The organism is Limnothrix sp. FACHB-406 (genome assembly GCF_014698235.1).
In the GTDB taxonomy this organism is placed as follows: domain Bacteria; phylum Cyanobacteriota; class Cyanobacteriia; order CACIAM-69d; family CACIAM-69d; genus CACIAM-69d.
Map to the genome: position 1 here is coordinate 147,524 of NZ_JACJSP010000002.1, position 22,289 is coordinate 169,812.

General features: G+C 57.0%; 21 protein-coding genes. 10 read left to right on the top strand and 11 right to left on the bottom strand.

Annotated features, from left to right (window positions below):
• The first annotated feature begins 234 nt into the window (after nt 1–234).
• The 5 genes from H6G53_RS02520 (at nt 235) to H6G53_RS02540 (ending at nt 4,614) form a co-directional block, all read left to right on the top strand.
• Complete coding sequence (locus tag H6G53_RS02520) at nt 235–1,515, top strand: pyridoxal phosphate-dependent aminotransferase family protein (RefSeq protein ID WP_099535478.1); 1,281 nt, start codon at nt 235–237, stop codon at nt 1,513–1,515.
• Nucleotides 1,516–1,716: 201 nt separating this feature from the next.
• Nucleotides 1,717–1,917 carry a hypothetical protein gene (locus tag H6G53_RS02525; protein ID WP_099535480.1) on the top strand — a complete coding sequence of 67 codons (201 nt, stop codon included), beginning with the start codon at nt 1,717–1,719 and terminating at the stop codon, nt 1,915–1,917.
• 167 nt (nt 1,918–2,084) lie between these two features.
• The gene (locus H6G53_RS02530) at nt 2,085–3,173 is read left to right on the top strand and encodes a DUF3326 domain-containing protein (protein ID WP_190530829.1); all 1,089 of its coding nucleotides are present in this window, start codon (nt 2,085–2,087) and stop codon (nt 3,171–3,173) included.
• 110 nt (nt 3,174–3,283) lie between these two features.
• The gene (locus H6G53_RS19125) at nt 3,284–3,865 is read left to right on the top strand and encodes a CPBP family intramembrane glutamic endopeptidase (protein WP_199291363.1); all 582 of its coding nucleotides are present in this window, start codon (nt 3,284–3,286) and stop codon (nt 3,863–3,865) included.
• A 107-nt stretch (nt 3,866–3,972) separates the two neighbouring features.
• A complete protein-coding gene (locus tag H6G53_RS02540) occupies nt 3,973–4,614 on the top strand; it encodes an LON peptidase substrate-binding domain-containing protein (RefSeq protein ID WP_099535483.1) in 642 nt (213 codons plus the stop codon).
• Nucleotides 4,615–4,719: 105 nt separating this feature from the next.
• Here the strand turns inward: H6G53_RS02540 and H6G53_RS02545 are convergent, their stop codons facing one another.
• The 3 genes from H6G53_RS02545 to H6G53_RS02555 all read right to left on the bottom strand — a co-directional run bounded on the left by H6G53_RS02545 (nt 4,720) and on the right by H6G53_RS02555 (nt 7,067).
• On the bottom strand, nt 4,720–5,313 hold the full coding sequence (locus tag H6G53_RS02545; RefSeq protein WP_242026172.1) for a CatB-related O-acetyltransferase: 594 nt from the start codon (nt 5,311–5,313) through the stop codon (nt 4,720–4,722).
• A 161-nt stretch (nt 5,314–5,474) separates the two neighbouring features.
• Entirely contained in the window at nt 5,475–6,470 is a 996-nt protein-coding gene (locus H6G53_RS02550) for a Gfo/Idh/MocA family protein (protein ID WP_190353528.1), read from the bottom strand.
• Between the two features lie 456 nt (nt 6,471–6,926).
• Complete coding sequence (locus H6G53_RS02555; RefSeq protein WP_190530831.1) at nt 6,927–7,067, bottom strand: hypothetical protein; 141 nt, start codon at nt 7,065–7,067, stop codon at nt 6,927–6,929.
• Between the two features lie 38 nt (nt 7,068–7,105).
• Between H6G53_RS02555 and H6G53_RS02560 the strand changes: the two genes are divergently transcribed.
• A complete protein-coding gene (locus H6G53_RS02560; RefSeq protein ID WP_099535489.1) occupies nt 7,106–7,399 on the top strand; it encodes a 2Fe-2S iron-sulfur cluster-binding protein in 294 nt (97 codons plus the stop codon).
• Between the two features lie 219 nt (nt 7,400–7,618).
• Here H6G53_RS02560 and rseP read toward each other — a convergent pair whose 3' ends face one another.
• Nucleotides 7,619–8,719, bottom strand: a complete 1,101-nt coding sequence (rseP, locus tag H6G53_RS02565) for an RIP metalloprotease RseP (protein ID WP_099535491.1) — start codon at nt 8,717–8,719, stop codon at nt 7,619–7,621.
• A gap of 468 nt (nt 8,720–9,187) precedes the next feature.
• Between rseP and H6G53_RS02570 the strand changes: the two genes are divergently transcribed.
• Nucleotides 9,188–9,937: a metal ABC transporter ATP-binding protein gene (locus H6G53_RS02570; RefSeq protein ID WP_190530954.1), complete on the top strand. Its 750-nt coding sequence runs from the start codon at nt 9,188–9,190 to the stop codon at nt 9,935–9,937.
• A gap of 63 nt (nt 9,938–10,000) precedes the next feature.
• Entirely contained in the window at nt 10,001–10,903 is a 903-nt protein-coding gene (locus H6G53_RS02575; protein WP_190530955.1) for a metal ABC transporter permease, read from the top strand.
• A gap of 57 nt (nt 10,904–10,960) precedes the next feature.
• Here the strand turns inward: H6G53_RS02575 and H6G53_RS02580 are convergent, their stop codons facing one another.
• The 5 genes from H6G53_RS02580 to H6G53_RS02600 form a co-directional block, all read right to left on the bottom strand.
• Nucleotides 10,961–11,506 carry a hypothetical protein gene (locus tag H6G53_RS02580; RefSeq protein WP_190530832.1) on the bottom strand — a complete coding sequence of 182 codons (546 nt, stop codon included), beginning with the start codon at nt 11,504–11,506 and terminating at the stop codon, nt 10,961–10,963.
• A 4-nt stretch (nt 11,507–11,510) separates the two neighbouring features.
• Nucleotides 11,511–13,022 carry a cobyric acid synthase gene (locus H6G53_RS02585; RefSeq protein WP_190530833.1) on the bottom strand — a complete coding sequence of 504 codons (1,512 nt, stop codon included), beginning with the start codon at nt 13,020–13,022 and terminating at the stop codon, nt 11,511–11,513.
• A 78-nt stretch (nt 13,023–13,100) separates the two neighbouring features.
• The gene (locus H6G53_RS02590; protein ID WP_190530834.1) at nt 13,101–14,342 is read right to left on the bottom strand and encodes a hypothetical protein; all 1,242 of its coding nucleotides are present in this window, start codon (nt 14,340–14,342) and stop codon (nt 13,101–13,103) included.
• A gap of 44 nt (nt 14,343–14,386) precedes the next feature.
• Nucleotides 14,387–16,711: a Calx-beta domain-containing protein gene (locus H6G53_RS02595; protein ID WP_190530835.1), complete on the bottom strand. Its 2,325-nt coding sequence runs from the start codon at nt 16,709–16,711 to the stop codon at nt 14,387–14,389.
• 575 nt (nt 16,712–17,286) lie between these two features.
• Nucleotides 17,287–18,333 (bottom strand): Calx-beta domain-containing protein, encoded by a 1,047-nt coding sequence (locus H6G53_RS02600; RefSeq protein ID WP_190530836.1) that lies wholly within the window; start codon nt 18,331–18,333, stop codon nt 17,287–17,289.
• Here H6G53_RS02600 and H6G53_RS02605 point away from each other — a divergent pair.
• Nucleotides 18,326–18,646 (top strand): hypothetical protein, encoded by a 321-nt coding sequence (locus tag H6G53_RS02605; RefSeq protein ID WP_190530837.1) that lies wholly within the window; start codon nt 18,326–18,328, stop codon nt 18,644–18,646. The genes H6G53_RS02600 and H6G53_RS02605 overlap by 8 nt on opposite strands.
• A gap of 346 nt (nt 18,647–18,992) precedes the next feature.
• Here H6G53_RS02605 and H6G53_RS02610 read toward each other — a convergent pair whose 3' ends face one another.
• Together H6G53_RS02610 and H6G53_RS02615 are read right to left on the bottom strand one after the other, a co-directional pair.
• Nucleotides 18,993–20,114 carry a glycosyltransferase family A protein gene (locus H6G53_RS02610; protein ID WP_190530838.1) on the bottom strand — a complete coding sequence of 374 codons (1,122 nt, stop codon included), beginning with the start codon at nt 20,112–20,114 and terminating at the stop codon, nt 18,993–18,995.
• 14 nt (nt 20,115–20,128) lie between these two features.
• Nucleotides 20,129–21,346 (bottom strand): ABC transporter permease, encoded by a 1,218-nt coding sequence (locus H6G53_RS02615; RefSeq protein WP_190530839.1) that lies wholly within the window; start codon nt 21,344–21,346, stop codon nt 20,129–20,131.
• Nucleotides 21,347–21,705: 359 nt separating this feature from the next.
• Here H6G53_RS02615 and H6G53_RS02620 point away from each other — a divergent pair, with 359 nt between their 5' ends.
• Nucleotides 21,706–22,185 (top strand): hypothetical protein, encoded by a 480-nt coding sequence (locus tag H6G53_RS02620; protein ID WP_190530840.1) that lies wholly within the window; start codon nt 21,706–21,708, stop codon nt 22,183–22,185.
• The last annotated feature ends 104 nt before the right edge of the window (nt 22,186–22,289 follow it).

Below are 22,289 nucleotides of genomic sequence, written 5' to 3' on the forward strand. Positions count from 1 at the left end.
GAGATACAGTTAAGAGCAATTTGCGAGCGCAACAAATCGCAATACACCGAAACCATCGCAATCCCACACCCTGCCCAGTGACTGGGAAGGAGACTCGGATCATTACCCCCCGACTCCTAACCCCTCCTAAGCTGTTTTGGCGGGAAATCTGCGGCAGTGACTGCAACGACGCGATCGCACCCTGGGTCGGATAAGGATCGATCGCAACCAGCAATTTGAGGCGAGGAGAAACCTGTGGAAGTCGTCAAAGAGTACGTCCAGCGCTGGTATGAGAGCGATCTCGATCCAGATGAATATATTTGCCACCAGAAGCAGGGCAACTGGGTCGAAATTGAGGAGGCGACAACGGGGGAACGCTTCGAGGTGCTGACCTTTTGTACGAATGACGTACTGGGGTTAACGATGAACCCGGCCGTGCGCCAGGCTGCCATCGACTCAATTTTGCAATACGGCACCTCGAATAGTTCCTGCTCGGTGTTAAGTGGTCGGATTGATCTGCACCGCCAACTGGAAGATGAAATTTCCAGCTTCAAGCATTTGCCTCACACGCAACTGTTCATGAATGCCTGGATGGCCATGCAGGCCGTGATTGATGGGTTCTGCCATTTGGCCATTCAGGTGCCGGGCTTTACCCACGATCGCGAAACCCTGATCATGTCGGACGTGTTGAACCACGGCTGCATCATCTCGGCCTTGGCCCACGCTCGGACGCGATCGGGCAAAACCTTTAGCTATAGCCCCCATGTGCGGGTGAAGGCTTACCGCCACTGCGATGCGCAAGATTTGGCTCGCAAACTGGAACGCCATGCGCGGCCAGGCGATCGCATTTTTGTGGTGTCGGATGCGGTGTTTTCGATGGATGGGGATGTGGCTCCTCTGCCGGAAATGATCGAGGTGCTCAGTCGCTATCCCGGCTCCGTGCTGTTGATGGACGAAGCCCACGCCAGCGGCGCTCTGGGGCCCACGGGCCGCGGCATCTATGAGCATTTTGGGATTTTGCCCAGCGATGCGATCGCCAAAGGTGTTGTGCCCCTGATCATGACCACCTTCTCGAAGTTTGCGGCTTCGGCCGGTGCGGCCATCAGCACCCATGTGGCGGAATTCAAGCCGCTGATGAATGTGTCGCCCACCTCGATCGGAACCATTTCCCTGCCGCCGCCAATGACCGCCGCCGCCCTGGAGAGTATTCGCCAAGTGCGCCAACATCCAGAGCTGGTGAAGCGCCTGCAAGACAACACTCGCTACTTGCGATCGCGGTTGACGGCCGCCAACTTTGAAGTGATGGGCGAAACCAATGTGTTGCCCGTGTTGCTGCCACCGGACATGAACCCGAAATATTTTGCCCGCCAACTGATGGCTGAGCATGGCATTTGGGTTTCTCCGATTTGGTTCATTGCCAAGCCTCGGGTGCGGATCACGGCCAACGCGCTCCATACCCAAGACGAGATGGATCGGTTGGTGGATGCCATGGTGCAGGTGCGCGAGTCCATGTATGCCGCCAGCAAGTCAGCCTAGGTTGACCTCGGTTGATCTCAGTTGACCCAGGCGGGCCAAGAGCTGCCTAGGATAGATAGCAACTGCTGGGACTGCTGGCCAAGATTTTTGACCGAGATTGCTGGTCAAAATTCCTTGCGCCAATCAATCCAAGTCCCTCCTTCACATGCCCTAGGTGGCCGCCTTGGCCGCTGCTGATTCCTCATCAATTTGGATAATTCTATGACCACCCATTTCATTGAGTTTGAGATTGACTTGAACGAGTCGCCGATGGCGCTGCCCCAGGCGATCGAAACGGAATTGCATAAACGGGGTGAGCCGTTGCGGTGGGCAGTGACCCAGGTGGAGGATGATTTGGCCAATGTGGAGGCGATTGTGACCACGGGCCTGGTGACCAGCGAACCGATCGAGTCGAACGTTTAATGGCGCACCGCAGGCCTTAAACTCCAGGCCTTAAACTTCAGACCGGAAGCGCTTGTTTGGCTCCCGGCTTCATTCCGCAAATATCCGGATCAAACCCGGCCGATGCGCGAGACCGGGGGCCAAGCCGTTGTTGTTCCATGTCCTACGTCTGATGCAAGCTGTGCCCGATGCAATCTGCGATCGTTGACCGAACTCGCCCGTTTACGGCGGTCTTGCTGATTCCCACCGGCATTGGTGCAACGATCGGGGGTTACGCAGGCGATGGGCTACCGGTGGCGCGGGCCATGGCCTCGGCGGTGGATTGTTTAATCACCCATCCCAATGTGTTGAACGGGGCCATGCTCTATTGGCCGTTGCCCAACACCCTGTATGTGGAAGGCTATGCGCTCGATCGCCTCGCGGCTGGTGACTGGGGGCTGCGGCCGGTGCGCCAAAACCGGATCGCTCTGATTTTGGATCGGGCCATTGAGCCGGAATTGCAGCGACGACAACTGCAAGCGGCCGACGCGGCCCGAGCCACCTTGGGCATTGATGTGATGGCGGCAATTGTGACCGATCGCCCCCTGGGAGTGGCTCTCAAAATTTCCGCTTCCGGGGCCTCTTGGGGAACCATTGCCCAACCCGCCAGCCTGCTGAGGGCAGCGGAACGGGCGATCGAAGCCGGAGCCGAGGCGATCGCCGTGGTGGCCCGTTTTCCCGACGAAGACACCCCCCTAACCACCGCCTATCGTCAAGGCCGGGGCGTGGATCCGATCGCCGGAGCCGAAGCGGTGATCAGCCATTTGGTGGTGCGAGAATTTGCCGTGCCCTGTGCCCATGCGCCGGCCTTGGTCAGCGGCCCCCCAGTGGCAGACTTGGCCCCGCGATCGGCCGCTGAAGAATTGGGCCATACTTTCCTGCCCTGCGTGCTGGCTGGCCTGTGGCGATCACCCCAATTCCTGCGCGATTGGGCCCAATGGCAACCCCTAGACATCACCCGCAACTCGATCGATGTGGTGATTACGCCCACGAGTGCCTGTGGCGGCGCGGCCGTTTTGCATTGGGCCGCCGCCGGGGCCGATATCCTCGCGGTGGACGACAACGCCACGACGATGCAAGTCCCCCCCGAAGCGCTGAATTTGCGAGCCACACGGGTGCGATCATACTTAGAGGCGATCGGTTGGCTCACGGCCCGCCGGGCTGGCCTCTGGCCCGATGCCTTGCGATCGGATCCAATCATGCCGTTATTGCCAACGGTTGATTCGCCTGGGGATTAAGCACCACCCATCGCCACCCATCGCCACCCATCGCTGTTGATTCGCCCTTCAGAGCCATTTTTCATGCACCCCTGCCCTCGCTCCATCCCCGCTCCGCCCCGTCAAGCCCTGTGAATGATTTTGAGGATTTGGATCTAGAACCCCTAGAGCGATCGCAGCTTTTGATGACGATCGCCCTCACTGCCCTGGCCTTTTGGGGAGGGGCGCAACTGTGGCTCTGGTTGGGCCAAGTGCAGCGCTGGCCTGTGATTTGGTCTTGGACTGGGGTGGCGATCGGGCTGGGGCTGGGCCTCGCCATCACCGGCCTCAGCGGCGCGATCGCCCTAGTTTGGCCCGGATATCGTCGCAGCGCCCAAGCCTATCTCAACTGGTTGATGCCTTCCCTTTTGCCTTGGGATGCACTTTGGGTGGGCCTGTTGCCCGGAGCCAGCGAAGAACTGTTCTTTCGGGGGGTGATGTTTCCCGGCTTGGGCGCTGACTGGCTGGCCCTGTTGGGATCTAGCCTTTGCTTTGGTTGGCTGCATTTGGCAGGACGCAAGCACTGGCCCTACGCCGCTTGGGCCGGCATCACCGGGGCCATTCTCTGCGGCAGTGCTTGGTGGACGAGCAATTTGCTGGTTCCCACCATTGCCCACATCACCACCAATGCATTGGCTGTGTTGATCTGGCACTATCAACGAGCCAAGGCCTAGGGGCGAAACCGTCCAGTACCCGCCCAGTGCGATAGACTAGGGGCTGCCAGCATCCGCCCGCCATTGCGGTTTGCGGCGGCTTTGTTCACTCTCCCAGCTTTTTGCCGATGGGTTCTCCGTCCTCGATCGCCGTCCGTGAACTGCCGTTGTTCCCCCTTAACGACCTTGTGTTGTTTCCAGGACAACCTCTGCCGCTGCACATTTTTGAATATCGCTATCGGATCATGATGAACACCATCCTGGAAACCGATCGACGGTTTGGGGTGTTGATGTCCGATGAGCAAAGCGGCGAAATTGCCACCATTGGTTGTTGTGCGGAAGTCCTGCGCTATCAACGGTTACCCGATGGCCGGCTGAAGATGTTGACCCTCGGCCAACAGCGCTTTCGGCTGTTGGAATATGTGCGCGAAAAGCCCTACCGCGTTGGCTTGGTGGAATGGATCCAAGATGATCCACCCAGCGATGATCTGTATGGGTTAGCCGGGGAAGTGGAAACCCTGCTGAAGGACGTGGTGCGGTTGTCGGCCAAATTGTCCGATCGGGAAATTGAGCTACCGGACGAAATTCCCACCCTGCCCACGGAACTGTCCTACTGGGTTGCGGCCAAGCTCTATGGCGTGGCGGCGGAACAACAGGCCCTGTTGGAAATGCAAGATACGGCGGTGCGCCTGCAACGGGAAGCCGAAATTCTGAGTTCAACGCGCAACCACCTGGCGGCTCGCACGGCCCTGAAAGACGCACTCCCTTGAGGTTTTTTAGGGGTTTCTGGTTTTCAGCTTCTGGTTTTCATCCTGGGCGATCGCCCCATGATAACCATGGCCATGAGCCGATCGAGGGTGGTTGTTGGGCTAGTGCTATTGGGCCGATCGCAGCGCCGCCAAATCGCCACCACAGATGGCGGGCAAATTGCGGGTGATTTTGGCAATCTCCCAATCCCACCAGCGAATTTCTAGCAACGCGGCGATCGTCTCCTCATCAAACCGCTTCCGAATGGGTTGGGCCGGATTGCCACCCACGATCGTGTAAGGATCAACCGATCGGGTCACCACTGCCCCTGTCGCCACGATCGCCCCATCCCCAATTTGCACCCCCGGCATAATCGTCACCCCATAGCCCAACCATACGTCATTGCCGATCACCGTGTCGCCCTTGTGGGGCCAGTCGTCGGGCATGGCGGTTTCCCAACCGTTGCCAAACACGGGAAAGGGATAGTTCGTGAACCAATCGGTGCGGTGGTTGCCACCATTCATGATGAATTTGCACTCGGCGGCGATCGAACAAAATTTGCCGATCCGCAGTTTGTCGCCAATGAAGTCAAAGTGGTAGAGCACATTGGCTTCAAAGCGTTCCGGCCCAGCGGGGTCATCGTAGTAGGTGTAGTCGCCCACGATGATCTGAGGATTTTTAATTAAAGGCTTCAAATAAACCAAGCGCCCCTGACCTGGCATGGGATAGGGCTGGTCTGGATCGGGGCCACAGGAGCCAGGATTAGAGGATTCAGGGCTAAAAGGCTCAGAACTCACAGATTCAGGACGAGAAGATTCAGGACAAGAGGACATAGACCATTGCTGATAGTCGCCGGTTTCGTCGAACTCGCTTCAAGCAAGTTCTAGAGCAGGTCGATCGGGCGGCCCGTATTGGCCGATCGCGCCGCCGCATCTGCCACCCGCAGGGTGTATAAACTCTCTTCCGGGCGCACATACAGCGGCGTGCCATTCAGCAGGTAGGCCAACACCGCGTGGGTGTCGCGGGCAAACAACCCCCGCCGACCGCCCACCTCCAGCGGTGTCACCTGATCGCCTTGGATTAGTTGCCCCTGATCGCCCTCATAAATCAACGTGCCCTGACTGCCGCGCACTTCCAACAGCCGCTGGGAACCGTGAAATCGATCGCCCTTGCCATAGGTGACCGTGGCGATCGGGCCGCTGCTAAAGATCAGCCTTGCTTCGCACCAACAGGCGTGATAATCCTCCACCTCCGCTGGCCAGTAGCGAGCCACAGCTCCCACCTGGCGGACGTTTTCAAACACATCCACCAGACGATGGAGCCGAGATAGGGCCCCCACCAGCGGGAATCCAAACAGCGATCGGTTATAAGTCCATTTGCCTGGGGTGGGAATTTGCGGCGCGATGGTGCTGTAGCGAGCGGAGATCACCTCGCCCACTTTGGGCAGCCAAGTTCGCAGGGATTGATGCACGCCCCCCAACAGCTCAATGTGCTCCACATGCAACAGCCGATCGCGCGATCGGGCCAATTCCACCAATTCCGCCGCTTCGTTGGGATCCAGCGCCAGGGGATATTCCGTCACCACATGGCGATCGGCCTCTAGGGCTGCCCGCACGATCGCCCCCCGCTCGGCGTTGGTGTTGCAAACCATCACCAAGTCCACATCCGAGTGGCTGACCAGCTCCCGCCAAGAGTCCAGGGCAATCGCCCCGTAAGTTGCCGCAAAATCCGCCACCTTCTCCGGTGTGCGACCCGCCACCGCCACCAGCTTGGCCGCCAACCAATCTCCCTGTGCATCCGGCAACAGGGCCTCTGCCCGCAACTTTGCCACAAAGCCCGTGCCCACCAGGCCGACGCGCACCGGATTACCCAATAGCATGACTACAGATCACCAACATAGCCCCCCGATCTTAGCCTTTTGCCCCGGTCTCCTAGCGCTGATTTCGGGTGGCGGAAGGGCCGGAAAACCGACAATTCGGGGTGTTTTTATAAAAATTTCTTATTTTAAAACAAAGCTTTAGCTAGGGTTATAAATCGAAGCAGTCTCAGAACAATAAGCCTGGAAAGCCTTGAAAATATTGGTTTCAAGACTTTAGACTAAGCCAAGAACCCACAAAAACTCTGCCGATTCTCGCAAAAATATCCAATAAGTATAAGTAATTAGAATCGAATCTGGAAAAACGATTAAGAATAACGTTCTCGGATCTCTGTGCTCATCCGTAGTAGCAATAAAAATTTCTCGTAACATCAGAAGGCGAGGTTGGCTACGCCGGAAGTGAACCATGTCTTAACCCCATGGCTTCAGTTGTCGGTGGCCTCAAACGTAACTAAGGGTTCAGTGGGCATCCCGCCGATCGCGTTGACTGAGACTCCCGATCGCGACTGTTGTGTCAGCAGTCAAAATCCCATGGTCGCAAGTTGGCAACCCCGTGCAAGCTGCGCCATTGACCCGGTTAATCCGTTGCGTTAGCCCCATACCGCCCCTGTTTTTACGCGAGAGAGAGAGTCACAACCATGGCGACCTTCAAGGTAACGCTCATTACTCCCGACGGCGAAAAGGTCATCAACTGCGCCGACGATCAGTTCATTCTCGATGCGGCTGAAGAGGCAAACCTCGATCTGCCCTACTCCTGCCGTGCGGGCGCTTGTTCGACCTGTGCTGGTAAGGTAACTGCCGGTTCGGTGGATCAATCGGATCAGTCTTTCTTGGATGACGATCAAATCGAAGCGGGCTATGTGCTGACCTGTGCTGCTTACCCCACTTCAGACTGCACGATCGAAACCCACAAGGAAGAAGAGCTGTACTAAGCCTTTCTTCGGGTAGCAATGCCCAACTCATACGAAACGGGGCCGACGATGGTTGGCCCCGTTTTGTTTTCACTTCTGAGTTTTCACTTCTGAGTTTTCGCTTCTGAGTTTTTAGCCTTTGGCTTTTGGGGCCCGACTGGGCCCCATCCTTGGGCTGGGTTGGCTGATTTGCCTAGGCGAGCTGATTGGATTGGCAAGCTGATGGGCGAGCCTATTAGCCTATTGTTGTTGCAGTAGCCGTTGCACCCATTCCAGTTGGGTGGTGTCGCGCACAATTAACAAAATGCCCAAGCCCAACAGCAGCACCAAACCCGTTTGCATGACGTTTTCTTGAAATTCCTGGGGCAAGGGCCGACCGCCGCGCAGGGCCTCGATCGCCAGGAAAAAGAGCTGCCCACCATCCAAGGCCGGCAGGGGCAAGATGTTGATGACGGCGAGGTTAATGCTGATCAGCGCCATGAAGGGAAAGAGGTTCCCGGCATCGGATTGGGCGATGTTGGCTCCCCATTCAATGATTTTGACGGGGCCAGACACTTGGGGTGCAGTTTCTCGGAAGTTGGCCGCCAGGGTCAAGAAGCCGCCAGCGGTTTGGGTCACCATGTTTTGGAACCGATCGGCTGCCAGGGTCAACACTTCGATCGGGTTGTGGGCGGGGCGATAAACCGGTCGGCCGTTGGGGGCCAGTTGCACGCCGATGCGCCCTTGCCCCGCTTCATCCAGCTCGGGGGTGACCCGGAGGGTGAGGCGATCGGCTCCCCGTTGCACTTCCAAGATCAAGGGGCGATCGGGACTCGCCTTGATCTGCTCCATCAACACCTTCACGCTTGCTTGTTCGGCGCTGAGGGTTTGCCCATCGATCGCCTGCACAATGTCTCCCGCCTTCAGTCCGGCTCGCCCGGCCGGATTGTCAGGAGCCAGCACTTGGGGCACAATCACCCCTGCTTCATAGCGGAAGCCATCGGGCACGCCCATGAAGCCATATTGAGCCGCCAAAACTCCATAGGCGAAAATCAAATTAGCCACCACGCCGGCCGCAATCACAATGGCTCGATCAGCGATCGGGCGATTGCGCATCAAGTTGGGGTCATCGGCAGGAATGGAGCTGTCTTCGTCGTCATCCGGGAAGCCCACAAAGCCCCCGAGGGGAATGGCACGAATGGCGTATTCCGTTTGCGGCCCCTGATATTTCCAGAGGACGGGCCCAAACCCCAAGGAAAACTTGTTGGCGTAAATGCCCTGTAACCGAGCCGCTGCGAAGTGTCCTAATTCGTGAACGAACACCAGCAACGCCAATACACCGATCGCCACCAATACCGACATAGGCTTGCTGCTCAATAGAAATGCAAAAAATGCAAATGCGTGAAAGCTAACGCAATGGATGAGGGCTAATACCTGCGAAGAATGCGCAGTGATGCCATACAAAACCCAGCGCAGAAAATCCAGTAAAGATTCAGTTTAGGCGATTTGGCGGTCTTCCGATTGCCCAACTCAGGTAACCAACCGAGGGACGGCAGAAGACGCGATCGGGGCTAATCAGTAGTTATTCAGCGGTAATTCAGCAGCAATTCGACGGTAATTCAGCAGGGTCAAGCGATCGCCCAGGGATCGATCGAGCTTGGCAATTCCGGGGGCGACGGGGACTCAGGGGGGTGTTAGAATTTTTTTGAGAACCATTCTCAAACTAATCTCCGACATCTCCGTGAGCCACCACCATTGTGCGGCGCTGTTGAGGCGCGGTGGTGGCTGGCGGTTTTGTTGGCCTTCCTTAGGTTGGAACCCATCGCCTCCATGCTGCAAGTTCGATCGCTGTGTGTTCGCTATCGCGGACTCTCGGTTCTGGACGATGTTTCGCTTGACCTCGCGCCCGGTGAATTGGTGGGGCTGATTGGCCCCAACGGCGCGGGCAAAAGCACCCTGATCAAGGCCCTGTTGGGCCTCGTGCCGATCGAATCGGGCATGATTACCTTTCGGGGTGTGCCCTTGCGGCGACTGCGCCATCGTGTGGCCTACGTGCCCCAACGGTCACAAATCGACTGGGACTATCCGATCACGGTGCAACGGGTGGTGATGATGGCCTTTGCCAAGGCGGCGGGTTGGTGGCGATCGCCCGGCCCAGCAGCCCGGGCCGCAGCTCGATCGGCCATGGAGCAAGTGAATATTTGGGACTTGCGCGATCGCCCGATCGGCTCCCTTTCCGGCGGGCAACAGCAACGGGTTTTTTTGGCTCGGGCCCTGGCCCAAAAGGCAGAATTTTTTCTGTTGGATGAACCTTTTACCGGTGTGGACAAGCAAACGGAACTGGTGTTGTTGAATCTGTTTGCTGAACTCCGCGCCCAAGGCCATTTGGTGTTAGTTTGCTCTCACGAGTGGGGCAGCTCTCTGGAACGATACGATCGGCTGCTGTTGCTGAATCGATCGCTCCTGGCGAACGATCGGCCCCAGGCCGTGATGACCCTGGATAATATCCGGCGAGCCTATGGCGAAAATATGCAAACTGCCGATCGCCACAGTCCCTTTGAATCGGTTTTAGCCTGTTAGCAAATCCCGTGAGACTATCCTGATTGGAGGTCTAAATTTGATTCACCCGAATGCTGAGGGCTAATTTTGGACTGGTTGCTTGATCCTTTGCAGTATGAGTTTGTGCGCAATGCGATCGCGATCGGGATGATCGTGGGCGTAATTTGTCCCGTGGTGGGCAGTTATCTCATTGTGCTGCGGATGTCTCTGCTGGGTGATGTGATTGCCCATGCGGTGATGCCCGGTTTGGCGATCGCCAACGCGCTGCGCATTGATTTATCGATCGGGGCGTTCATTTCCGGCATGTGCAGCACCTTCGTCATTGCCTGGATTCGACAGCAATCGCGGGTGCGGGTTGATGCGGCCATGACCCTAACCTTCTCCACCTTTTTTGGCTTAGGAATCGCCCTGATTTCACTGCTCAAAACGCAGCTCGATTTGGAAGGATTTCTCTTTGGCGATATTTTGAATGTCACCCAAGGAGACTTGCTCCATGGGGTAATTGTGGCGGTGATTTTATTAGTTTTAATTAAGCTGCACTATAAAGAATTACTGTTTTATACCTTTGACCCCTTGGGGGCCGAAGCGGCCGGATTACCCACCACTTGGATTCACTACAGCCTGATGGCCGGAGTGACCCTAGCGATCGTGACGAGCTTGAAGGTGGTGGGGGTGATTATGGCGATCGCAATGTTGGTGGGCCCGGCCATCACGGCCTATTTGTTGGTCAAAGAGTTGCACATGATGATGTTGGTGGGTGCTGGCTTAGGGGTGTTGGCCGCGATCGGGGGCATGTACAGCAGTTTCTATTGGGATTTGCCCTCGGGCGCGGCGATCGCCCTGGTGATTTTTGGGTTGTTTTTGATGGCCCTGTTGTTTAGCCCGAGCCAGGGAATTTTGACCCGTCCCCGCCCCAAGGCGACCCGTCCGCGATCGGGTAAGGTTGCGGAATCGGCAGCTCCCAAACCGACCGCAGACCTGGACTAACAGCCAATCTGAGCCAGCGATCTCAGTGAATTTCGGTGAACTGTTGATTAACCTCAACTAGCGAATGGTTTGTGCGGGTGGCCCTTGGTTGGGAGAGGTGGGGAATTGGGGCGTTGCGGAAGGGGTGGGGGTGTTGCGTCTGGGGGCCCAAGCACCACATTCAGTTAGGAGGGCGCTGGGTTGGTCGCTGTAGGCACTCATGCAGTCGATCGTGATCCTCGATCGATTGGCGGAGTTGTAGCGGCTGGCTGGAACGCCGGTGCTGGTGGCGGCGGAGCCACTGCCACGATTGGGGTTGCTGCTGGGGCCGCTGGCGGAATTGGGTTGACTGGGCGGCGGCCCGCCGGAGTTGCCGCTGCCGGGCGAGGGCGTAATCGGTTCTTCAAGGTTGGGAGCCTGGGCGTTGGGGTTGCGGCAACGGGCCAGGGCATAGGGATCATTTCCCGCGCGGCGCATACAGTCCAACAGGCCGGGACTTTGGGCCTGGGCGGTAGGCGTGCCCAAGGTCACAAGGGCCAACAGCCCGATCGCCCCTACACCCCTGGTGATCACGGTGGTGATCGCGAGTTGCCACTGAGAAACCATCGGTCGATCGAACACCATTGGCTCAAACCTCCAGGTAGTCGCACAGCCGATCCAGGGTTAAGGATGTTTCCAAAAGGTCGGCCATTCGATCGTACAACTGTTGCCGATGTTGTTGCCAGGATTGGGGGTTGGGGCGATGGGTGGTGATGCCGGCCAAGCGGGTCAGGGTTTGGCGCACCGCCGCCGACTCAAACAGACCATGGACATAGGTTCCCCAAACGCAGCCTTGGGCCGATCGGGCCCCTTCCGGTTCCGGTGGTTGCTCGATCGGCTCCAGGGTCAACAATGGATCGCAAGGGGCGATCGGGCGGGTTTGGCCCATGTGAATTTCATAGGCTTGCCAGCGATCGAGTTGCGGAATGTCGTGCTGTGAGGTTGCACCGGCCTGGCTGGGCCAATGGGCCGTCACTTGGCGCACGGTTTTTTGTGGAAAATAATCCGTTTCCACCGGCAGCAGCCCCAACCCCGCCATCTCGCCCGCGGCCCCCGCAATGCCGGTGCGATCGACCAGCGATCGGCCCAACATTTGATAGCCCCCACAAATGCCCACCACCGGCACACCCTGGGCGGCGGCCCGTTGAATGGCCGCTGCCAGGCCCGTTTCCTGGAGCCAAGCCAAATCCCGCAGGGTGTTTTTGCTGCCCGGCAATACGATCGCCCGGGCGGTGGCCAACTCGGCCGGGCGCGTCACCCAGCGCACCGCCACCCCTTGATCGATCGACCAAGGTTGGCTGTCTTGGGAATTGGACAAAAACGGAAACCGAACCCAGGCAATCACAGGGTGATCGCATTCCATGGGGGCCTCTTCGGCCGATCGACAGAGGCTATCTTCGCTTTCCGGTTGCAACTCCGCCGCGTAGGGCAAGGTTCCCAAGTAGGGCAGGTGGGGCAAATGCTGCTGAAAATAGCGATCGGCATCGGCAAATAGCCGCAAATCGCCCCGAAACTTATTCACCACTAAGCCCAATCCCAAGGCCTGAGCCGATCGGGGCATCAGTTGGTAGGTTCCCACCGCTTGGGCGAAAATGCCGCCTCGTTCAATGTCGCCCACCAACAGCCAGCGCCCTTGGAGATGCTCGATCGGGCGCAAATTCACCAAATCCCGGTGCATCAAGTTCAATTCCACCGGGCTGCCCGCCCCTTCCAGAACCAACACATCACAGCGATCGCGCCAGTCCGCCAGGGTTTGCGCCACCACCTCCCACAGGCGATCGATATGTTGGTAATAGTCCGCCGCCGCAATATGTTCCCCGGCCTGACCCAACAGCACCAACTGCGATCGGCTATTGCCCGAAGGCTTCAACAAAATGGGATTCATCTCCGCCACGGGCCGCAACCCGCAAGCCTCCGCCTGGGCCGCCTGGGCCCGCCCAATTTCGCCTCCTTCCAGGGTCACGAAGGAATTATTGGACATGTTTTGGGCCTTGAACGGTGCAACCCGCAGACCTTGCCGCCGCAACCAAGCGCAGAGGGCCGTGGTTACCCAACTTTTGCCCGCGTTGGAGGAGGTTCCTAAAACTGCGATCGACTTCATGGGTTCTGATTCGGGTCGAAATGCTGAGGGAAAAGGTCAAAACCCTTGCCCCTCAGCACTCTAGCGCTGGATTGGCGATTAAACAAAATCCTTCGCCTTGGTGGAAAGGGCAGATCCCAAATTGCCCGCCAACACCACCTCGTAGTTGTAGCTGCTGTTGGCCGACAACGCGCCACCGCCTACCCGTTGGGTCATGGAGGTTTTGTCGGGCCGGCGAGGGGCATAGGTGGAATCGGCCTGAACAATCACAGTCCCACCCGAGAACCGCAACCCCTTGACCGTTAAGGAATTGGTCCGATCGTCCGCAACACTGACCGTGCGCCGATCGTTGCGAGCCGTCAGGTAGGTGGCGTTTTGGATGTTGCCCGTGGCCAGGTCAACCTTGGCCAGAATGCTGACCCGGCTGCCACCGCCACCGCCGGGACTGCCATCCGTGTAGCCGCGCAGCCAACCACTGCCCGTGAATCGGCTGTAGCCATTGCCCGGCTGAGTGCCCGTGGAGGTAAAGACGGCGTAGAGGTTGGAACCATCCCAAGCCAAGCCCGTGCCCGTGCCGTCATCATTGGTGGTTTCGTAGTCCGTGCGTACCCATCGTCTGACCCCGTTATTAAAGCTCACCAGGATCGGATCCTTGTTGGCGGAGGTCACTTGGCGATAGCCGATGTAGACGGTGGTGGTGCCGATCGTGACTTTGGGGCCGTTTTTCGCGGCGATTGCGGCTTCCGAGTCGTTGATTCCGAAGGTAACGGCGTTTTTCACCGAAGATTGCACACCGTTGCGAGGCACATTGACTGATCGGGGCAGATCTGGGGCGATTGCGGCGGCCTCCTCCTGAGGCGCTCCGGTCAGGGGATCCAGCGGGCGATCGGGGGCATCGGTTCCCGATCGGCGATCAAGACGACCAAAATGATCCAAATCCTGATTGAAATCGCCACCCGTTCCACCGCGCCTCAGGTTGCGATTTTGTCCCCAGGAATTCAACCAAAAATCATCACTGATCTGACCCAAATTAACCTGATCATTCACTCCAGCATCAACCGAAGAATGTTCAGGCCAATCAACTCCAGAAAGAAGCTGCTTTGTACTGAGAAATTCGGAAACGTGATCAATGTTTTTAATCTCAGAGTTTTTGATCTCAGAATCTTGGGTCTCGATCGCGTGATGGGTGCTGAAACCGCCTCCGGAATTGTGAGCATGGGTGGGCGGAAAGTAGGATGCAACCCAACTGGAACCCATCGTCCAACGTGGCTCAATGCCTTGGCCCAGAACAGCCGTTGCCGAATTGGCCAAGCTTCCTCCCTCAAAATCAGTAGATGCCATCAAGAACTCCAGACGATCGTGAGCGGGCCCTGGCATCCTAGGCCTCAAATGAAATCTTTGGCCCGCGTGGACAGGGCAGATCCCAAATTGGCTGAGAGTACCACTTCGTAGTTGTAGCCCGTGCTGGCGGGCAGCGCACCATTGCCAACACTTTGGGTCATGGCTGTTTTGTCGGGACGGCGCGGCGCATAGGCCGAATCCGCTTGCACCAGCACATTGCCGCCCGTGAAACTGAGACCCCGCACAAACAGGGAGTTGGTGGTGTCGTCACCGAGGGGGGCGGTTCCCTTGTCATTGCGAGCCGTCAGGTAAGTGGCGTTTTGGATGTTGCCCGTGGTGGGGTCAACCTTGGCCAAAATTCCCACTTTGCCGCCGCCGCCGCCGCTGGGGCTGCCGTCTGTGTAGCCCGTGAGCCAGCCACTGCCCGTGAAGCGACTGAGGTTATTCCCCGGTTGGTTGCCGGTGGAGGTGAAGACGGCATAGAGATTGGAGCCATCCCAAGCCAAGCCCGTGCCTGTTCCATCATCAACCGTGGTTTCGTAGTCGGTGCGTACCCAATTGCGCACGCCGTTGGTGAAGCTGACCAAGATCGGATCTTGATTGAGGGCCGACACCTGTTGATAGCCGATGTAGATGTTGGTGTTGCCGAGGGTGATTTTGGGGCCATTTTTAGCGGCGATCGCGGCTTCCGAATCACTGGGGCTGAAGGCAACGGCGCTGGCCACGGAGGATTGCACCGGGCCACTGGTGGGTGTTGTGGTCGCGCTGGAGCCGCTGGCGGCGCTGTCGATGATGCTGATAGTGGTGGCGTTGATGCTGCCCAGTTGTCCGCCCGTGGGATTGCTGAGGTTGAGTTGGAAAGTTTCCGTTGGCTCGGCCAGGCTGTCGTTCAGGATCGGGATCGTGAGGCTGGCGACGCTCTGGCCGGCGGCGAAGGTGAGCTGGCCGTTGATGGCGCTGTAGTCGAGGCCGGCCAGGGCGGTTCCGTTGCTGGTGGCGTAGGTCACCGACAGGGGTTGGGACAGGTCGCCAGTCCGTCGTACGGGGATGGCGAGGGAGCCGCCGGTTTCGTTGATGCTGTAGCTGTTGCCATCCAGGGAAACGGTGGGGCCGGTGGGGGTCGTGCTGCTGCCGCCGCCGCTGCCGTCGCGGATGATGAGGGTGGCGGTGGCTCGATCGAGCTGGGCCCCCACGGGATTCGACAACAGCAGGGCCACGGTTTCATCGGTTTCCGTGAGGCGATCGTCTGTTAGGGGAATTGAGATGGTTTTGCGGGTTTCGCCGGGAGCAAAGGCGATCGCGCTGTTCACGGGGGTGAAGTCTTGGTTGGGGGTGGCCGTGCCGCTACCGGTGCTGAAGGTGGCCTGGGCGGCGGTTTGCAGGTTGCCGGAACGCTCAATGGTAATCACGGCGCTGCGATCTTGCTCGTTGCCCACAAAGCCGCTGCCCAGGAAGCGCAGGATCGCGGTGTTGGCGTTCAGACTTTCTTGGGAAATCACGTTGCTGGCGCTAAAGCTATTGGGGTTGATGCCCTTGAGAACGGCCAGATAGCGGCCCGTCGCCCGATCGCGGACGATCGTGTCGCCGCTGTTAACGCCGATGCCGGCCGTGAAGTCCAAATCTTCAAACCGTTGACCGCTGGGCACGACCAGCCGATCGGCTCCTTCCTGCAAAAAATCCAAAATCACATCGGCCGAGGCGATCGAGCTGCCACCCGCCACCGCACTGATCAAAAACAGATCGGCCCCAGCGCCACCGGCCAGGGTGTCGGCTCCCAAATCCCCCGACAGCAGATCATCACCCAGGTCGCCCAGCAGTTGATCATCACCCGCACCGCCCCAGAGGGTATCGGCTTCCTTGCCGCCGCGCAGTCGATCGTTGCCCTCATTGCCAAAGATCAAATCGCGGCCACGGTTGCCAGCCAATTGGTCATCGCCCGCTAGCCCCTGGATTTGATCATCACCACTCCAACCCAACAGCAAGTCGCGACCAGCGCCCCCCGTGAGCGAATCGGCGGACTCGCTGCCAAAGTTGAAGCGGTTGAACCCGCCGCCCGGTTCGCGCCGTTCCCGAAATCCCGATCGCGCAAAATGTTCCAGACCCGAAGTGAGTTGACCCCGCCCGATCGCCCCTTGCACATCGGGATTTTGGGCTAAATAGTTTGCTTCGTTGTAAAGCGGCAACACCGCTTGCAAAATTTCATAATCGCCGCTGGGGCTGCGGCCTTCGCTGAAACCATGCTGTGAAAAATGCGCAAAGCCCGATCGCAGCAAATTACCGCTCACCGCAAGGTTCACATCGGGATTTCGGGCTAAATAATCCGCTTCACGATAGGCAAAACTCGCCACCTCAAAACCGGTGAAATCCATAGATCGGCTCCGTCTAGCAAAACTGATTCGCAGGGAAGGGTAGGAGCTGTCATCGCATTCACTGAATCCCTGATGCCGGTGCGATCGACCGTGGGCCCTGACCGCTGAAACCGGTTTTTCACTAAGGCTCCAGTTCCTGGCCTCCTGCCCTCGGATCAGGACAGGATCAGGATTGCGAGGATTTGATGACAGACCCTAACGTTTCTTTTCAAAAGTTTTCCTGAGAAACCGGAATTGCGCTCCGAAGCCAAACTAGGTGAGCCTTTTGGAAATCAAAAGAACTGCAAAAATGATTCCAAAGAGAATTTATCAAGAATGTCTAGAAAACTAAGATGGCTACTTGCAAATTTCATCATTAATTTCATCGATCAATAACGAAAATGGGTTGAGATTCTATCGCTTTTTCGAGATGTTTTTGAAGCATCGTTGACCCATTTCTGATCAATCAATTTTCTGATCAATCAATTTTTGACCAACCTTAATGGAGCAGGGGCACGCCGATCGACATGCCCGATCGCTCTAGATTCAAATGCGAAATTGACGATGGGCAACCACTCGGCCCACTTCAACGCTGCTCAAAGACCATGATCACTGATGGTGAGGGTAGCAGTTGCCAAATCCAGCTCAGCTCCAACGGGATTGGACAGCAGCAGCATCACGGTTTCGTTGGGTTCCGTGCGCCGATCGTCTGTTAATGGGATGGTGATTGTTTTGCGGGTTTCGTCGGCCCCAAAGGCGATCGAGCCGGTGATGGGAGTGAAGTCTTGGTTAGGGGTGGCCGTGCCGCCGCTGGTGCTGAAGCTCACGCTCACGTCCGTTGTCGTGTTCACCGATCGCTCTAGGGTAATGGTCGCCTTGCCGTCCAGCTCAACGCCCAGAAAATTACCCTTGCTGAACCGAATCACGGCCGGAGTTGGAGGCAAGCTGTCTTGGGACACCACATTGCTAGCGTTGAAGCTGCTGGGGCTGATTCCTTTCAGGATCACCCAGTTTCGGCCCGTCGCCCGATCGCGCACGATCGTATCGCCGCTGTTGTTTCCTGTTCCGGCGATGAAGTCCAAATCTTCAAACCGTTGACCGCTGGGCAGCACCAACTGATCTGCCTCGCTGGTTCGGAAATCCAAAATCAAATCCGCTTGGTCGATCGCGCCCCCATCCGTCGCCATCCCAATCAAAAAGCGATCGGCCCCCAAGCCGCCAGTCATCGTATCCAGACCCAATTCGCCCGCGAGCCAATCGTCTCCCAAATCCCCCAGTAACTGATCGTTGCCGCTGCCGCCCCACAGGCTATCTGCCCCTTGTCCCCCTTGGATCCAATCATGGCCATCATCGCCCCATAGCTGATCGCGGCCTTGGTTGCCCAGCAGGCGATCGTCCCCATCCAAGCCGTGTAATTCGTCATCACCACCCCAGCCTTGAATCCAGTCCCGGCCAATGCCCCCAAGAACCAAATCGGCGTTTTCGGTGGTTAGCTCCACACGATAAAAACCATCATTGGCGCTGCGGCGTTCCCGGGTTCCTGGGGCGATCGGGGGGATTAATTCACCGTTGGATGGGGAGACAGGCGTGGTGGCCAGAATTGCAGAATTGGCGACTAAATTGTTCGCTGTCGCATTGAGCAAGAAATCTGCTGTTGAAGCCGCTGCTGAAACCGTTTCGGAAACAGGGTTTTCGCTTCTAGAAACCGGGTTGACGGGGAAATTGTTGGATGCCAAGTGCCAGAAGCTGAATTTTGGGAAACTTGGGTTCGAGGAGCGGCTGATTTCAAACGTTTGCGCCCCAGAATTTGATTCTCGACAAGCAAAATTTGCCACACCAAACTCGTTAAAGTTCATGGGAAAACTCCGTCAGTCGTGGCTGATTTTTAGGGAATATAATTTTTTCTTCAGAAATTTAGAATTAAAACCGGATCTAAAAGATAGTTTTGTTTTGTAAAGAAAAAGTGCTAAATCGCACTCATAAAAACGCTTTTCAATTAAAGAAGCATATGTTTTGATGAGAATGGATTATGAAAAATAAAATACCTAATCAGAAAAAGTTCCGTGAATTCAATTCAATTCGATCAGTAACTTAGGTGGCTTTTGAGACCTTGAAGTCAGATCAGATTGTTGGCTTCAATTGGAAAAAATTGAAGTAATGGGCACTTTGGCGAAATACTCCCACCTAGCATTAACCTCGGGCAAAGTCAGGAGTCAAATTTTTTACCCACGGTGCGTCAAATCGGTTGCTTTGACCTACGGAAGGGGTATTGACAGCCGGATAGACAAACGCCAAGGAGCGATCAGCCTTTGGGGCGATCGAACCGATCGAGCTGGCAATGAATTGGCTCCTGAAAGCGGGGCACGAGGGTCAGGGCCAAGATTCGATCCTGGATGCGCTGTAGCCCTAGTTGCTCGATCGCCCTTTGCCCGATCGCCCCCGGTAGCCCCATCAGCCCCATCTTGAGCAAGATTTGCGCCACCAAGGGCCATTGCTTCAAGACCCCGCGATGACACTGCAACACTTGCCAGGCAAAGCGGGCGGCGGTTTTGGCGCGGCGCGGCTGGGCGGGGCCGTCCAACGCCTTAAAGAGCAGATATTTGTAGCGGTTGCCCCAAATGATTGCCCGATGGGGAGTGAGCTGGTTGGGCGATCGGGCGATCGCCGTTTGCAAAATTTGCCGACTGACGCGCTCCTGTCGCCACACGTTTTCCGATGAGGAGGTGGGCCGTTGGCGATAGAACACGTGGCATTCGGGCACTTGGGCCGCTGGAAACTGCCAAGCCAATCGCAGCCACAAATCCCAATCTTCTGAGGGAACCAAGTCTGGCTGAAAACCGCCCACTTGGTTCAAGGCCGATCGACTCACCAGCACATTAGACCCGCTGGAAACAAAATCCGTGACCAACAGGGGCCCATAGATCCAACCGCTGAAGGGGCTGGTGACCGGCTGCCCGATCGCCCGGCCCGAATCATCGGTGAGTTGGGTCCAACTGTAAACCCAACCGGCGGCGGGGTTAGCCGTCAGGGCCGCCAGTTGGGCCCGCAGCTTGTCGGGATGCCAGCGATCGTCCGCATCAATGAACCCAATCCAGTTCCCCCGCGCCCGATCGATCCCACGATTCCGGGCGATCGCCTGTCCCCCATTGGCAAAGGCATAAACCCGAATTCGGCCATCGGCGGCCGCCATCGACTCAGCCAAGGCCCGGGAGCGATCGTGGCTGCCGTCGTCAATAATCAACAGTTCCCAATCGGGTTCCGTTTGGGCCAAAATCGAGGCCACCGTATCCGCCAGGGTGTCTGCCCCATTGAACACCGGCAGCACGATCGACACCCGCGGCCGGTGGTTGTCCTCGGTGCTGTTGTCCTCGGTGCTGCTGGTTTCTGTGCTGCTGGTTTCGGGTTCGGTGGCTTCCGTGGCCATGATCTAGGTGCTACCTAAGCACTGCGAAGGGCCACGATCGGATCCAGCTTGGCCGCCTGTTGGGCTGGAATTACGCCAAAAAAGAGACCAATCCCGCCCGAGACACCCACAGCCACCCCGATCGCGGTGCTGGAGGGGGCCGCTTCCAAGTCCGTGGCCGCGCTCACCAAGGCCAAGCCGCCCACGCCAACGGCCGTGCCGATCGCCCCGCCCAAACTGGCCAAAATCGTCGCTTCAATCACAAACTGCATCAAAATATCCCGTTGGGAAGCCCCGATCGCCTTGCGCAGCCCAATTTCTTGGGTGCGTTCCGCCACCGACACCAGCATGATGTTTGTGATGCCAATGCCGCCCACCAGCAGGGAAATACTGGCGATCGCCACCAACATCACCTGCAACGTGCCGGTGATCGCCCCCAGGGTGTTTTGCAAATCCTGCTGGTTACGAACGGTGAAATCATCCTCGCCCACAATTTTGTGTCGTCGGCGCAGCAGGTTTTCAATCTGGAATTGGGCGGCCCGCATCACCGTTTCATCCCGCGCCGACAGGGAAATATAACTAACACTGGTTCCATAGGGCGATCGACGACCCACCAACCGGTTCGCCATGGTGCGTAGCGGCAAAAACACGGTCATGTCCATATCCATGCCGAAGCTGGATCCTTTGGGCTGCATCACCCCAATCACCTCTGCCCGCAGGTTGCGAACGCGCACAGACTGCCCGATCGGGTCTTGGCCGTTGAACAATTGCCGCGCCACCTCAGACCCCAACACCACCACCCGTTGCACCCGTTGACCATCGAGCTTGGAAATGAACCGGCCCCGATCGACCTGGAAATCTCGCACTTCGGTATAGTCCGGCGTGGTGCCAATGACGGTGACGCTGGCGTTGCGGCCCCGGTAGCTCACCACCTCGTTCCCGGTCAGCTCCGGAGCCACAGCCACCACGGTGGGCACTTCTGTAGAAATGGCCTCCGCATCTTCCAGCACCAGGGTTTGTGGGGGCCAAAGGGGCCGGCGATCGGCCTCCGGGCTGCCGGGGCGAATAAACAATGTATTGGGGCCCAAGGATTGCACCTCGGCGGTCACAAACCGTTGGGCCCCCTCGCCCACCCCGATCGTGGCAATCACCGAAGCATTACCAATCACAATCCCCAGCATGGTGAGGCTGCTGCGCAATTTGTTGGCGGCCAAGGTGGCGATCGCCATTTTGAGGCTTTCCCAGAGGTTCATCGGTAAGGGCGATCGTCCGGGCGATCAACGAGGGGACTGGAATTTGCTTTGGACTTTGCTTTCAGAGTTAATCCTAGCGAACTCCCAAAACCCTGCGGCGATCGCTGAGCCTAGTAGCGCGGCTGTTTTAGCTCGATCGGTCAGGTCAAATGACTGTTGCCGCTACCCGATCGGTAGGCAGCGAAGGTATTAATCTCCTGATCATCACGACTGACTCCGCAACGTTGACCCACGTCCTACGAGTTGCGGTCAAAGTTCCGTAAATGAGGGCATATTCCGCAGTGACAGGATAACGTCCGTAGTGTCGGAGTTAGTCCGCTAGACTCTGGGCTAGGAAATGAAGTATTTCAACTTAAATGATGGAAAGATTTCAGGACACAGGAGAGACAGTTCAATCATTTCAAGATCAGGTTCTTGTGCGCTGTCCTCATTGTGGTTCATGTGCTGTTGTGCGTTGCACCACTCCTGAAAATTTTCGGTTTTCTCCTCGCAGGTTTTCCTGCAAAGCCTGTGGCTCCTACAAGGATTGGGCTGAAAGCACAATTTCAAGAACTTGGAAAAATGAGCCACCAGTAGATGACTATTTTCATTACCCTTTATGGTTGCAAGCGCCTTGTTGTGGCCAAACACTTTGGGCTTACAATTTCGAACATTTAGATTTTATTGAAGTATTTGTCAGCGCAAGATTGCGAGAAAGCCAACGTGACGAAAATGGTCTTTGGTCGAATCGCAGCTTATTTTCACGCTTGCCGAGATGGATTCAATCAGCTAAAAACCGAGAAGCTATTTTAAAAGTTATCAACAAAATTCGTCAATCAAATGAGGGCGTTTTTCAGTAGTACCTCCTAATAAGATGATTGTTCTCAAGTTATTGACGAAGCGGCATGATCTAGGAATTCTAGTGCGGCGGGCTGTCGAAAACTGATTTATAAGAAACGTGACG

Coding starts and splice junctions, on each gene's coding strand:
- H6G53_RS02525 (WP_099535480.1), top strand. CDS start 1,717: ATGACCACCCATTTCATTGAGTTTGAGATTGACTTGAACGAGTCGCCG.
- H6G53_RS02570 (WP_190530954.1), top strand. CDS start 9,188: ATGCTGCAAGTTCGATCGCTGTGTGTTCGCTATCGCGGACTCTCGGTT.
- H6G53_RS02540 (WP_099535483.1), top strand. CDS start 3,973: ATGGGTTCTCCGTCCTCGATCGCCGTCCGTGAACTGCCGTTGTTCCCC.
- H6G53_RS02610 (WP_190530838.1), bottom strand. CDS start 20,114: ATGGCCACGGAAGCCACCGAACCCGAAACCAGCAGCACAGAAACCAGC.
- H6G53_RS02585 (WP_190530833.1), bottom strand. CDS start 13,022: ATGAAGTCGATCGCAGTTTTAGGAACCTCCTCCAACGCGGGCAAAAGT.
- H6G53_RS02620 (WP_190530840.1), top strand. CDS start 21,706: ATGGAAAGATTTCAGGACACAGGAGAGACAGTTCAATCATTTCAAGAT.
- rseP (WP_099535491.1), bottom strand. CDS start 8,719: ATGTCGGTATTGGTGGCGATCGGTGTATTGGCGTTGCTGGTGTTCGTT.
- H6G53_RS02530 (WP_190530829.1), top strand. CDS start 2,085: ATGCAATCTGCGATCGTTGACCGAACTCGCCCGTTTACGGCGGTCTTG.
- H6G53_RS02545 (WP_242026172.1), bottom strand. CDS start 5,313: ATGCCAGGTCAGGGGCGCTTGGTTTATTTGAAGCCTTTAATTAAAAAT.
- H6G53_RS02560 (WP_099535489.1), top strand. CDS start 7,106: ATGGCGACCTTCAAGGTAACGCTCATTACTCCCGACGGCGAAAAGGTC.
- H6G53_RS02550 (WP_190353528.1), bottom strand. CDS start 6,470: ATGCTATTGGGTAATCCGGTGCGCGTCGGCCTGGTGGGCACGGGCTTT.
- H6G53_RS02595 (WP_190530835.1), bottom strand. CDS start 16,711: ATGGATTTCACCGGTTTTGAGGTGGCGAGTTTTGCCTATCGTGAAGCG.
- H6G53_RS02580 (WP_190530832.1), bottom strand. CDS start 11,506: ATGGTGTTCGATCGACCGATGGTTTCTCAGTGGCAACTCGCGATCACC.
- H6G53_RS02555 (WP_190530831.1), bottom strand. CDS start 7,067: ATGGGGCTAACGCAACGGATTAACCGGGTCAATGGCGCAGCTTGCACG.
- H6G53_RS02615 (WP_190530839.1), bottom strand. CDS start 21,346: ATGAACCTCTGGGAAAGCCTCAAAATGGCGATCGCCACCTTGGCCGCC.
- H6G53_RS02590 (WP_190530834.1), bottom strand. CDS start 14,342: ATGGCATCTACTGATTTTGAGGGAGGAAGCTTGGCCAATTCGGCAACG.